Source organism: Methylobacterium sp. E-045, from assembly GCF_022829685.1.
In the GTDB taxonomy this organism is placed as follows: domain Bacteria; phylum Pseudomonadota; class Alphaproteobacteria; order Rhizobiales; family Beijerinckiaceae; genus Methylobacterium.
This window is the reverse complement of sequence record NZ_JAKSYE010000011.1, coordinates 1-10,786: the sequence shown is the minus strand read 5'-3', so window position 1 is coordinate 10,786 and position 10,786 is coordinate 1. Positions and strand designations below refer to the sequence as shown.

General features: G+C 62.4%; 14 protein-coding genes and 1 pseudogene. 6 read left to right on the top strand and 9 right to left on the bottom strand.

Translation table 11 applies throughout. From position 1 onward, the window contains the following. Window positions 1-206, bottom strand: a pseudogene (locus tag MKK51_RS00660) (hypothetical protein); the annotation flags it as partial. Window positions 207-1,019: 813 nt separating this feature from the next. Here MKK51_RS00660 and MKK51_RS00655 point away from each other — a divergent pair. The 4 genes from MKK51_RS00655 (at window position 1,020) to MKK51_RS00635 (ending at window position 4,409) form a co-directional block, all read left to right on the top strand. Next, a complete protein-coding gene (locus MKK51_RS00655) occupies window positions 1,020-1,217 on the top strand; it encodes a hypothetical protein (RefSeq protein ID WP_243974359.1) in 198 nt (65 codons plus the stop codon). 440 nt (window positions 1,218-1,657) lie between these two features. Next, window positions 1,658-2,401 (top strand): hypothetical protein, encoded by a 744-nt coding sequence (locus tag MKK51_RS00645; RefSeq protein ID WP_243974356.1) that lies wholly within the window; start codon window positions 1,658-1,660, stop codon window positions 2,399-2,401. After that, the gene (locus tag MKK51_RS00640; RefSeq protein WP_243974355.1) at window positions 2,398-2,805 is read left to right on the top strand and encodes a hypothetical protein; all 408 of its coding nucleotides are present in this window, start codon (window positions 2,398-2,400) and stop codon (window positions 2,803-2,805) included. The genes MKK51_RS00645 and MKK51_RS00640 overlap by 4 nt, the downstream gene beginning before the upstream one ends. A gap of 1,442 nt (window positions 2,806-4,247) precedes the next feature. After that, window positions 4,248-4,409: a hypothetical protein gene (locus MKK51_RS00635; protein WP_243974354.1), complete on the top strand. Its 162-nt coding sequence runs from the start codon at window positions 4,248-4,250 to the stop codon at window positions 4,407-4,409. Between the two features lie 238 nt (window positions 4,410-4,647). On the opposite strand, the gene MKK51_RS00630 is transcribed toward MKK51_RS00635, so the two are convergent. Next, on the bottom strand, window positions 4,648-5,181 hold the full coding sequence (locus MKK51_RS00630; protein ID WP_243974353.1) for a MucR family transcriptional regulator: 534 nt from the start codon (window positions 5,179-5,181) through the stop codon (window positions 4,648-4,650). 550 nt (window positions 5,182-5,731) lie between these two features. Here MKK51_RS00630 and MKK51_RS00625 point away from each other — a divergent pair. Beyond that, on the top strand, window positions 5,732-5,902 hold the full coding sequence (locus MKK51_RS00625) for a hypothetical protein (protein WP_243974352.1): 171 nt from the start codon (window positions 5,732-5,734) through the stop codon (window positions 5,900-5,902). Window positions 5,903-6,005: 103 nt separating this feature from the next. Here the strand turns inward: MKK51_RS00625 and MKK51_RS00620 are convergent, their stop codons facing one another. From MKK51_RS00620 to MKK51_RS00595, 6 genes are all read right to left on the bottom strand, one after another. Then, window positions 6,006-6,413: a DUF3597 domain-containing protein gene (locus tag MKK51_RS00620; RefSeq protein ID WP_243974351.1), complete on the bottom strand. Its 408-nt coding sequence runs from the start codon at window positions 6,411-6,413 to the stop codon at window positions 6,006-6,008. 171 nt (window positions 6,414-6,584) lie between these two features. Continuing rightward, the gene (locus tag MKK51_RS00615; RefSeq protein ID WP_243974350.1) at window positions 6,585-6,866 is read right to left on the bottom strand and encodes a hypothetical protein; all 282 of its coding nucleotides are present in this window, start codon (window positions 6,864-6,866) and stop codon (window positions 6,585-6,587) included. A gap of 168 nt (window positions 6,867-7,034) precedes the next feature. After that, window positions 7,035-7,253 (bottom strand): hypothetical protein, encoded by a 219-nt coding sequence (locus MKK51_RS00610; RefSeq protein WP_243974349.1) that lies wholly within the window; start codon window positions 7,251-7,253, stop codon window positions 7,035-7,037. A 38-nt stretch (window positions 7,254-7,291) separates the two neighbouring features. Next, a complete protein-coding gene (rmf, locus tag MKK51_RS00605; RefSeq protein WP_243974348.1) occupies window positions 7,292-7,480 on the bottom strand; it encodes a ribosome modulation factor in 189 nt (62 codons plus the stop codon). Between the two features lie 226 nt (window positions 7,481-7,706). Continuing rightward, the gene (locus MKK51_RS00600; protein WP_243974347.1) at window positions 7,707-8,159 is read right to left on the bottom strand and encodes a Tellurite resistance protein TerB; all 453 of its coding nucleotides are present in this window, start codon (window positions 8,157-8,159) and stop codon (window positions 7,707-7,709) included. A 187-nt stretch (window positions 8,160-8,346) separates the two neighbouring features. Next, on the bottom strand, window positions 8,347-8,850 hold the full coding sequence (locus tag MKK51_RS00595; protein WP_243974346.1) for a hypothetical protein: 504 nt from the start codon (window positions 8,848-8,850) through the stop codon (window positions 8,347-8,349). Between the two features lie 258 nt (window positions 8,851-9,108). Here MKK51_RS00595 and MKK51_RS00590 point away from each other — a divergent pair, with 258 nt between their 5' ends. Then, a complete protein-coding gene (locus tag MKK51_RS00590; RefSeq protein ID WP_243974345.1) occupies window positions 9,109-9,846 on the top strand; it encodes a hypothetical protein in 738 nt (245 codons plus the stop codon). A gap of 300 nt (window positions 9,847-10,146) precedes the next feature. On the opposite strand, the gene MKK51_RS00585 is transcribed toward MKK51_RS00590, so the two are convergent. Further along, window positions 10,147-10,710: an SOS response-associated peptidase family protein gene (locus MKK51_RS00585; RefSeq protein ID WP_409565590.1), complete on the bottom strand. Its 564-nt coding sequence runs from the start codon at window positions 10,708-10,710 to the stop codon at window positions 10,147-10,149. Window positions 10,711-10,786 lie beyond the last annotated feature (76 nt).

Below are 10,786 nucleotides of genomic sequence, written 5' to 3'. Positions count from 1 at the left end.
GGCGTCACCAGCAGGCGGTCGAGAGCGGCGCTCATCTCAGCCAGGGCTGCGGCCACCCGAGCCTCCGGAGCGGCCTGCCAGACGGACCAAGCCTCGTCGTGGGCGTCGATGGCGGCCAGCACTGGGTCAGCGTGGAAGGGTACCCGCTCGACAACGGCGGTCGGGACGAGGGGGACGCTGAAATCGGGGATGCGGGCGTGCGTCATCGGTCGGGCTCCAGAGGGCTCGTGGCGGCAGGGTCGAAGGGGAGGGCCGGCTACCCGCCGGCGGGAATGCGTGGCGCTAGGAGAGCGCGGGCGGGATGGTCATGGTTTCTGAACCAAGGGCGAATTGCGATGGAACCGAACCGCGCGCGATCGGCAAGAGGCGGGCTGGAGTGACCGCCTGTCCCTGTGCCCGGCTCGCATCCACTCACATTGGTCAGCAGGCAGACGATCCATGGTCATTGCCGGGGGGGGAACGGCGGCAGCGCTAGGACAGAGCAGGGGCCCGAACAGGGAAGCGGCACTGAAAACGGCGCGCCTGGTGAAGGTTTTGGCCATCGTCTAACTCGCCGCCGCGTAGGCCATGGCAGCGGTACGGAGCCGGGCAGCGTTGCGGCGGGCGGCAACCATGTGGATGCTGTCCGTGTAGGAGGTCGAGAGGCCGACCTGCACGCGGGGCTCGACCGCATCGGCGGCCTTCAGCGCCTTGACACCGAGACCGGCAAGGCGAGCCGTCTCGCGGGCCTCAGACCAAGCCCGCTTGAGCGCCCAGGTGAAGCAGTCGCGGCCGATGGAGCGGAAGGGAACGCGGGGTTAGTTGTACGAGGAGCGGAACAGCTCCCAGGCGCGGGTCAGGACGCCAGCGCGGAGGCGGCAGGCATAGGAGCCACGGGGGCAGCAGCCGGGACGACGAGGCGGCGAGCAGTGGTAGCGCAGGCCAGAAGAACCGGAGGGCGCGGGAAAGGGCGGCGCCCCAGGTCAGAGCCGGATCGTTCCGGCGGTGCTTGCGAGCCTCGACGGTGGCGCATGGCTGGGATGGATCATAGCACCCTCGGCAAGCGGGCGGGTGTGAACATCAACACCATCGGCAGCATGGAGAAGCGTGGATCTGAAGGGCTCATCAGCGGTCTCGATAAAATTCAGCAGGTGATGCGTGTGCTGGAGGCCAAGGGGATCGAGTTCCTGAACCACGGCGAGCCGGGGGTGAAACTTAAGCGAAGGGAGCTGCCGTGACAGCCGCTAGTGTCCAAGCCCCCAGCAGGATCGAAGTAGCGCCCCGCCGCGGCCTGCGTCGCGAAGATGCAGCTCGGTACGTTGGTGTCAGCCCCTCGAAGTTCGACGAGTGTTTGAGGGACGGTCGCTTGCCGAAGCCCTTCAAGATCGATGCGTGCGTGATCTGGGACATTAGACGGCTGGATGCGGCATTCGACGTTCTGAGCACGCCGAGCGAAGGAGGCTCATTCGCGGACTGGTCATAGAGCGATGGCCAACCCCACCTTGGGCGCTCCATAAAAGGGACCGCATTTTTTAATCGGAATGGGGGTGGCCCGTAGGGAAATACGCTCCGACTCGCGTGCCCTAAAAGCCCCCTTTTCGAGAGCTGAGGGAGGGCCAGCATCAGGTTTTAGGAGCGGAAGGCTGGGGGTGTATTTGCGAAGCCGTAGGACATGCCCTTGACGCTGACCCGACAACAGTCGACCACCTCAGTTGTGGGACACAACGCGCAGCATCAGGCTCTCGGCCTTGTCGGTATCGGGTTATATACGCCCGCCGATGCCGGTCGCCTCCTGGGCATTGCCCCCGCAAAGATCACTCGGTGGCTCCGTGGCCATGAGGCTAACGGCAAGCGTTACGAGCCGCTGTGGCAGCCGCAGGTGGATCTGGGCGAGGAAGGCATCTTCCTTGGCTTCCGGGATTTGCAGGAAGTCCGTGTCGCCTCGACTTTTATCGAGAAGGGCTTGAGCCCGCAGCGCGTTCGGCAGGCAATCGAGGTTGCCCGCGATGTTGTCGGTGATGCGCGACCACTCTCGACGGCTCGCTTCCGATCGGACGGTCGGACGGTGTTCCTCCAGGTCGTAGAGGAGGACGGACAGACCAAGCTCATAGACTTGTTTCGGAAGCAGTTCGCGTTCCGCGACATCCTAGAGCGCAGCCTAACCAACCTCGATTATGACGGGGCCGGCATACCTTCTGTTTGGTGGCCGCTTGGGCGTAGCAAATCGGTGAAGATCGATCCAACACGCTCGTTCGGACAGCCGATTGAGGCAGAGACCTCGGTTCCAGTCGACGCGCTTGTATTAGCCGTTGAGGCTGAGGGATCGCCGGAAGCCGCAGCTCGGGCTTGGGATGTCCCCATCCGCTCGGTGAAGCGCGCTCTTACGTTTAGACGTGAGATGGATCTTCGGCGGGCCGCTTGAGGGTCTTCTTCGACAATTGCACGAGCCCCGTCCTCGCCGAGACGCTTGATGGCTACCTGAGTCACCGCAAGAGCAGCGCTTCTCATATCCGCGACCTTGCCTGCGGCCGACACGCCTCCGACCTCGAATGGATGAGCTATCTCGCAGGAACAGGCGACGACTGGCTCGTCATTACCGGAGATGGTCGGATCAAAGACAACAAGGCAGAACGCGCCGCCTTTAGGCAAGCTGGCTTAAAAGGGTTGGTTCTTGCCCCCGCGTATCAGAAGACGCCGATCAACCAGCAGGCATCCTTCTTGATGTGGAGGTGGCCGGATATAGACATCCTTCTTCGGCTTGCGCCTCCTTTCCTGTTCGAGATCCCAATGAACCGGCACTCGGGGATCAAGCAGCTTCCAGTCTGAGATCCCGCATTGCGATTGGGGATCATGGACCCTTTCGCCTTCAGCTAACCGCCTCGCCCCATCCTCCCCGTCGAGCCAAGTTGCGTACCGGCTCAGCGTGAGATGGACGACCCACCTCGCCGGCTCCGTGATCAGATCGGGGCGGCGGGGCTGCCTGTTGAGAAAAAGTCTGGTATGGCGCGTCACCCGAGGGCGTTAGGAACCTGCTAACTATCTCGGCTCACTCTCGGAGCTATGTCAAAGCGTACCATAAGAACGGCGAGAGGCGCCCTCTGGCTGGCATCCTTGGCTCTATGCTGCATCTGCGCATTTCAGTTGATGAAGATCCCCAAGACTGCGCCGCAGCCGACAGATCAGGCCTCGCTGAGCCGTGACCCTGAAACGACCGGGTCGATAGATGCAGGGCCTATCAAGGTATGCAAGCCGAGAATTTGTTAATGGCTTCTCTCGCCATGTGGGAACCGATCACCAATCGTTAACCACGGCCTACGATGATGCCCTTGGCTTAATCGGCAGGTGTCATCGTGTACCAGGCTCGCTCCATCGGCATTGAGGATTTCGATCACGGCTGCCCGGTATCGGAAGACCAACTCGGCAAGATCTATCGGGCCGATGCAGGCGCACTTCCTTCTCTGGTAGCGGCCATTCCTGAGCGTACCCGAGCCCGATTAGCCGCCTTCCTCTACGCACGGACCCATACTCGGGAGCTCGGGACACGGGTTGCTGCGACCTGCGATCAAGCTACCTTACGGCAGGTTGCAGGTGATCTTGGAGAGGCGATCCATCGACAGTCGCGTCAGGGGTATCGGGAAGGCACCTATGGCAACGTGCACCGCGTTTCGCGGAGTGGCGTCAGCTTGGCTGGTTCGGGGTGGTGAACAATTGGTCGGGCGGATCAACTATGGTGGCGCCGACATTGCGCGCATCGCTGCGGTTCGGCTGCCCGATTTGGCGATAAATCGCAAAAGGTCTGGCGCGGTGTCATCCAGCGTGGCTTGAAACAGACGAGGATGGGCAGGTTCTGTGAACCCATACGTGGCAGCGATTATGACCTCGACGGCGATAGGCTACCTGGGCCTGCTTGTCGTCGCGCTTTCAAGCAACCTGCCCTGGCTGCTCGCGATGCTAGCGTTATTCGTCGTCTACGGATTTACCCCTAGGCATTGGTTCAGTTGAAAATGTACCGCCCCATCTTTCGGCTAGGCAGGGTTCCAACCCACGCGTGCAGGGCAAACCTAAAGCGGAGGTGAGTGTTCCAGGCGAGTCTATCAAAACCGATGCCCGCCAACCTTGAACCGGACTGCTGCCCATCCCTGGCCAGCGGCCAAAGATCTTGGTGCACGAGTTTGCGGGCCTAGACGCAGCCATGCGTAGTTTTCCGAATGGTGAATGCAAAATTAACTGCCTACGGTCGTGCTTCCCTGACCGCAGCGGATTTTGAGATGCAGCACTTCGACAACGGGCACATACCGGAGCCGGAGGAGCATTTTGCTGATGGGTTTGCGCAGGATGCGACATTGGCATTTCTAGTTGGTGTCGAAGCAATCGGGCTTGGCCTGATGGCACTTGGTAGCGTCTCACTCTTTAAGTGGTTGACTGCCTGAACTTGTGCGACACGCGGTGCCGATGATGTCGAGGGTGTCCGACACTCCGCCAACGAAGCTTCTGGTGGGCATGCCGGAAACATGGCCTTGCCCGTATCCTAAGCCTCGACAGGGGCGGCCCAGAGCAACAAGCGCTCTGGGCTATGATCCGTACCCTTGTCAGTAGTAGCGGATCGGAGCAGGGCTGAGCCCGCCATCGCATAGACCGTAGCGGCGCCTTGGAGGCTCTCGGCGCCAGTCAGGCGGCTGATGCAGCCTTGCGCGGCCGACCCGCCTTCTTGGGCTTCTCAGAAGCCGGAGGGGCCTTCTCGCTGACCGTCTCTTCCGGCGCGACCGATGCCGCCTTTGCTGGACCCCTCCGCACCTGCCCGAGACCCAGGGATCGGGCAAGCTCGGAGCGCTGGGCCGAGTAGCTGGCAGAGACCATGGGGTAGTCGGCAGACAGGCCGTACTTCGCTCGATAGGCCTCTGGGCTCAGCCCACGGAGGGTCAGGTGCCGGCGCAGCGTCTTGTAGGGCTTTCCGTCCTCGAAACTGATGAGGTGGTCGTGCGTGATCGACTTCTTGATCTGAGCCGGCGTCGCCTTCTCGACCTTGTCCTCAGCTACTGCGGCGGTTCCACCCGTTGCAAGGCCGCTGACGGCGGTATGCACGTTGCTCAGCAGCTCGGGCAATGCGCCTACCGGAACCGAGTTGTTGGAGACGTAAGCGGCTACGAGCTCGGCCGTGAGTTCGATGTAGTTGGTCTGCAAATCGGGGGTTTGATCGGTCATATCGCTTTTCTCCAGGGGGGCAATGTCAGCCCTATAGGGCAAACTTAGAAGCATTCTCAATAGATTTGATGTGGGGAAAAATACATTGATGATATAACTTCTCTTCGGAGCGGGCTGGGCTACCTGGGCCGTGGCGTGATAGGCCCTAGATGACGGACGAACTCCCTCCTTGGCATGAGTTCACTACGGACGACTACGCGCCCCGCATTTTTACAAAGCTGGGGGCATTAGATGCTTGGACCGCTTCTTCAGAGGCCCTCCGTCGTTTAATGGTTCGCCAGCAAGAGGGGGAGTTCCGTCTCCGTCTGATCCTTCGGGAAAGCATCGATCTGAGGTGGGGCCCAACTGCGGACCCGAACTGGCGGTGGGATTACGCGCATGGCCCAAACTTGGCTCTCGAGGCTGCCGAAATCTGGATTGAACGTAGCAATGGCCGGCGCAAGCGGGTCGACACGATGATCACGCGCCCCACCCCTTGGTGAGGAACGATGACATCATGGACGATTGAAAGCAGTTGTCGAGATTGCTGCCGCAGGATACGGCCGGCGTTATGCCCAACCTCGAAGCCCTTCTCGACCGCCTGAAAGACCGTCAGCGTAAACTCATCCTAGCAGCGGCTGAGCACGACACCATGCCAGCAGACAGCGTGCTGAAGCGCATCGCTGAACTGGAAAACGCCATCGCCGCTGTCGAGGCCGTGGCTGGTGAGGACGGCAGCTAGGGTTAGAAGCATCAAGTAACGAGGCCCAGCAAAAACCCCGCCGTAGCATGGGCCGGGCGGGGTCAGTAGAAATGCTTAAGGTGGCTTATAGTTACCTCCTTACTCAATCCTTCAGATCGGCCGGCACCTTGCCGCCGTTCTCCTCGAGCTTCTTGATCACCTGCTTGTGCAGCCAGACGTTCATCGTGGCCGAGTCTTCCTTGTCGCCGGTGTAATTCAGCTCGTCGGCCAGCGACTTGCGGGCGCTGAGGCTCGAATCGATGTCGAGGAGCTTCATCAGGTCGACGATGGAGGTCCGCCAGTTGAGGGTCTGGGAGTTCTTGGCGGCGAGGCCGTTCAGCACCGCCTCCACGTCCACGGGCTCGCCAGAGGCTGCTGGGGCTGAGCTGGTGGAGGCCGGTGCGCTGGTGCCGGAGCTGGTGGAGGCGTTGGCGGGAGCGGCGTCCGCCGTGTTGCTTCCTCCACCGAACGGGTGGAGGATCTTGCTGACGATGCTGCCGAGAAAGCTCATGGCGGGTGATCCTTGTCGTTGAGCGACCGCGAGACAGGCGGCCGGAACGTCCCTAAAACAGAGAAAAAGCTAAGCTCGTTCCCATCCTCATGGGCTTGATTGCGCTGCTGCATAAAAACCCGGCACGGATCGCTCCGGCCAGGCTGGACTGATCGACCAAATGGTTGCCTGCTACATTCCTCCGCCTGCGCCACCACCGGCGCTTCCAGTCCCGGATGCACGCGAAGGCTGGCTCGAATTACCGCCCGCTGCTGAGTTTGAGGTGACCGTATCTGCACCAGTTGCCCCGCGAGAGACCGTGCGCCCCGGCCTACCGCCCGTCGTGCTCGTGCTTGTGGTCACGGCCATGCCACGCTTCTTATGCCTGGATCGGGCATCCGCTGCCGTTCCCATCTGAACGAGAACGAGGGATGCAAGGGCCACGGTGCAAGCGGTGAGGGTCAGAGTTTTCATGGATGCTCCTGTCGATGTAGCTGGCAACGCGAGAATGGCGTTGGGTATCCCGATCAAGCGGCGGGGTCCGCCGGTATTCGACCACGCTCGGCCGAGGGGGACCTCAGCAGTTCCAACGCCTCCCTAGTCTCAAATCAGATGCACTACCAGTTCCGGACGGGGATGGCCCTACATGCTGATCTCGGGTCCGTGTTTGTCGCCGTCATCCGGGATCAGTCCCTTCTCGCTCTGCCATGGTAAGCTCTGCCAAGGAGGTTGGCCGCCGCGGGCTTCGTACTCCTCAAGCGACAGCTTCATTTCGTCCTGCTCGGCATCCCCGACCTGAACATGGGACGGTCGGGGCTGCTTCGGCGGGCAGAGGTAGAGGCCCTTGAACGAGGTCGCCATGAAATGTCCTTTCGGTGGGAGGCAGGGCCTGAGGCTGCTCAGCGACTGCTCTCGCTCGCTGGCAGATCTGGTCCATCCTCACGCGGTGTGCCGTCATACCCCTCCATCCACGCGGCGCGCTCTTCGCTGTCGCGCAGATAGGGGCAAGAATCCTTTGGGCGACCATGCATGCGAGCCTGAGCACCCTGCTCGATCGGATCGGGATGCGGCTGACGAACATCGGCCATGGGACTGGATCCGGGGTTCGGCTGCAATCAATCAACCCCACTGCCAAGCCAATGATCCCGCGGCTGAAGGTTCGGCTTCCCATGGAGCATGAAGACCGATCTCCACAACGAAGGAGCGCCGTTGGAGTACCCTCTCGCTGGCCTCCGAACCATAATTCCCAACGGGAACGACCCAACTGACGGTTCAGGGTGATCCGCAATCCAAGCGTCGAGGGGGGCAATCTCCTTAGGAGACGACAGAAGGCTTCACCCGAGTCTGATGGAGCAGCGGCTCCTTGTCGACCGCTAGTGCGGCAGCAATCTCATCGAGGGCCAGATGCTCGACGTCGCTGATCCCCTCGTGATCGGCAGCATCGGCCGCGATCAGGAACACCCCGTTTCGTTGATCGATGGACCTGTCGGCGATGGCGGCCACGCGGCTCAGATTGTCCGCCCGTCCGACGCGGGTCCGTGCCCGTGCAATCCCGTCGAACAATTCGGCTTCGAGCATCAGCGTATCGTAGCCCTTCTCAATTATAGGATTGGCCCGCATAGCTGCGAGCGCAACTTCGACCTCCTCCTCATCGACCTCACTGTCGGCCACGATGACGTTCGAGGCTGCAGACACGGCCGCATGCATGAGTGTTTTGTCGCCAACATAGGCGGTGACGCGTTCGACGAGATCTTGAAAAATGCCCATACCGGCCTCCTAGAGCGACCTATTCGAGGGGCCGCGCGACGGCAACGCTCGGGTGCCTGATTGGTCTCCTTTCGGTAAATTTTGGAGTCCCCCGACCCGAACTAACTCGTTCTGTTCAAGAAGCTAATTCCCATGCATGCGGAACCGGATAGGACATCGATCGAGGCTCTATATTCCTCCGATGGCATCACACCATCGGTCCTTTCGTCTTCTTGGAACTGCTCCGCTCAGGAGCCTCACACCTATCGCACCACTCATCCCGCTCGGCCCGCACTTCAGTCAACTCCCGCCGGAGCGCCTCGACCTCGGCGTGAAGCTCGCCGGCATCCACGGCAAGCTCGACGCACTGGTCCTGGACCTCCGCGAGATGGGCGCGCAGCTCGGCGTTCTCGGTCGCTAGGGTGAGCAGAAGCAGGGTGTCGCTCATCGTCTGGATTTCACGTTGTACGCCCGTTTTCGCTCCGTCGCGTTCAAGCCGAGCCCAGTCAGGGCCGAGCGCATCGCGGCGGATGGACGGGAGCCCAATATGTCCGTGCTCAACGTCGACCCCGACACCATCCAGGCTATTGCCGTCGCGATCACGGCGACCGCAGCCCCGATCAACGCCCTTGCCGCGCTCATTCGTGCGTGTAGGGGAAAGCGTTAACGTTGACTTATCCGCCCCGCCCGGCCGACATGCGAGGATCGGCATCGCCTCGACCTATCCGAGTCGTGAGCCGGCATCAGGAGAGATCACCGCCGCGAGATAGACCCTGAAACGACTACGGCCCCCCTGTCGCCAAACAGGAGGGCCGCGAAATCGAAGTGGCCTGTGGTGGCCCGTCATCAGTCCCCCACAAGCCATACGACCCCCTCGGGAGTCAAGCGGGAACGCCAATTCCCGCATCGAGAAGTCGTGCCTTGTGCCTGCCGCGGCCCGAGAGGGTTGGGGACGATGTTTCACGCGACCATGGCTGCCGCGATCGACGGCGCGCGGACGCTTGCGCAGATGGATGAGCTATCGCGCCAGGTGTGGCAGGGGCACGGGTCGGGGGCTCTGGCCGGCGAAGAGGCGCAGGCGCTCGCCGAACGGCTCCACGGGCGTCGCAGCGCCATCCGTGATGGCATCGTGCCCGTCGGCATCTCCGCCGGCCGTACGAGCCTGTTCCCGCCGCGCAGGAACGTCACCAGCCCCGACAAGGCCATGTCGCGGGACCGGAGGCGCCTGCTGGCCTGTTCCGGCCCTATGCCGCCTGCTCTGGCCTCGCGGTTCACTACGGGCCAGCTCGCGGTCCTGCGCATCGTCGCCGACGAGGTGGCCGCCAAGGGTGTGTGCGGGCTCTGCATCGACGCCATCGCGGCACGGGCCGGGGTCTGCCGTCGCCTCGCTCAGGGCGCGATCCGCCTCGCCGAGGGCGATGGACTGCTGACAGTCGAGGAACGTCGCCACGTGGGGAGGAAGAACAGCCCGAACCTCGTCCGCATCATCAGCCGAGAGTGGCAGGCATGGATGCGCCGCGCCAGCCGGGCGACGGTCAGGGGGGTAGGGTGCAAAGCGATTCACCCCACGGATAGTAGGGTTCTAACTTCGGAGAAAACCGAGGCCAGGGGATCCGGAAAGGAGCTGCCGAAGCGGCAGAATAGCTTTCGAGATAGCGGCTCGCGAGAATCGCAGCGGGTGGCGGAGCCGGCGGGAGCCATGCGGTGAGGGTATACGGCTGTCCGGCCTACCGAACGCGCCGTCTCATCGCAGGAGCGCCACCGCTGCGCTGAAGCTTATGGCCATGATGAGCGCAGCGAGGGTGAACAGGTCGGCCATGGCGCGGGCCTATGCCGGATCCAGACGCTTCACGACATGCCATGGCGTCACGCTACCGGTCAGAACAATGGGTGGGACTCCGCGTGCCCCCGCGACCCGGCGCCTTGTTGCCGATGCAGAAGCTTCGGCCCGTTAAAACGGCTCCCCGGCTGGCCTGGTCCCACCAGCTGGCCGGCCGGGATGCGATCCTCATTCTGCCGGATCGCGCCGTGCGCCCGTCGCCACCACCTTCATCATGGCGTCGGGCAGCGGGCGTTGCAGCTCAAGGGCGATCTCTGTCGGTGCTTCAAGCCACGTCCGCCACTCCTCTGGCGTCGTCAGCAAGACCGGCATGGCCTTCGGATGAACCGGGCCGACAATGCCGTTCGCATCGCATGTGAGGAACGAGAACAGCTGGTGTTCGACCTCTTCCCTATCGGGGTTCTCGGTTTTAGTGCCGCGCGCGCCGGTCCAGGGTCGCCAGATGCCGCCGAAGGCGAAGAGCGGCCGGTTGTCATCGAGGGCGAACCACGTCGGTGTCTTCTTTGGCTTGGTGTCCGCGTACTCGCTGAAGGAGGACACCGGGACGAGGCAGCGGTATTCCGGCTTGAGCCAATGCCGCCAGGGCAGGCTCTTAACGTTCCGCACGGTCGTGACCGGATGCTCCCCGTACTGCTTCGGACTCGGGATGCGCCAACGGAACATCTCGAGGGTCCGCCTGCCGCTCTCGATCCGCAAGATGGGCGTACTCTGGTCGGGGAAGAGTCCAGGCATTCGCGGAAGGTGTCGGGCGCGGCCCTACTCCACACCGCACCCCTCACGAACACACTCTGGTGTAGTCGCCAACGCG

Excerpts from the sequence above, each read along its gene's own strand:
- MKK51_RS00615 (WP_243974350.1), bottom strand. The coding sequence starts at position 6,866 with ATGAAAACTCTGACCCTCACCGCTTGCACCGTGGCCCTTGCATCCCTC.
- MKK51_RS00590 (WP_243974345.1), top strand. The coding sequence starts at position 9,109 with ATGGCTGCCGCGATCGACGGCGCGCGGACGCTTGCGCAGATGGATGAG.
- MKK51_RS00625 (WP_243974352.1), top strand. The coding sequence starts at position 5,732 with ATGCCCAACCTCGAAGCCCTTCTCGACCGCCTGAAAGACCGTCAGCGT.
- MKK51_RS00585 (WP_409565590.1), bottom strand. The coding sequence starts at position 10,710 with ATGCCTGGACTCTTCCCCGACCAGAGTACGCCCATCTTGCGGATCGAG.
- rmf (WP_243974348.1), bottom strand. The coding sequence starts at position 7,480 with ATGGCCGATGTTCGTCAGCCGCATCCCGATCCGATCGAGCAGGGTGCT.
- MKK51_RS00630 (WP_243974353.1), bottom strand. The coding sequence starts at position 5,181 with ATGACCGATCAAACCCCCGATTTGCAGACCAACTACATCGAACTCACG.
- MKK51_RS00610 (WP_243974349.1), bottom strand. The coding sequence starts at position 7,253 with ATGGCGACCTCGTTCAAGGGCCTCTACCTCTGCCCGCCGAAGCAGCCC.
- MKK51_RS00600 (WP_243974347.1), bottom strand. The coding sequence starts at position 8,159 with ATGGGCATTTTTCAAGATCTCGTCGAACGCGTCACCGCCTATGTTGGC.
- MKK51_RS00635 (WP_243974354.1), top strand. The coding sequence starts at position 4,248 with ATGCAGCACTTCGACAACGGGCACATACCGGAGCCGGAGGAGCATTTT.
- MKK51_RS00595 (WP_243974346.1), bottom strand. The coding sequence starts at position 8,850 with ATGCCGATCCTCGCATGTCGGCCGGGCGGGGCGGATAAGTCAACGTTA.
- MKK51_RS00620 (WP_243974351.1), bottom strand. The coding sequence starts at position 6,413 with ATGAGCTTTCTCGGCAGCATCGTCAGCAAGATCCTCCACCCGTTCGGT.
- MKK51_RS00655 (WP_243974359.1), top strand. The coding sequence starts at position 1,020 with ATGGATCATAGCACCCTCGGCAAGCGGGCGGGTGTGAACATCAACACC.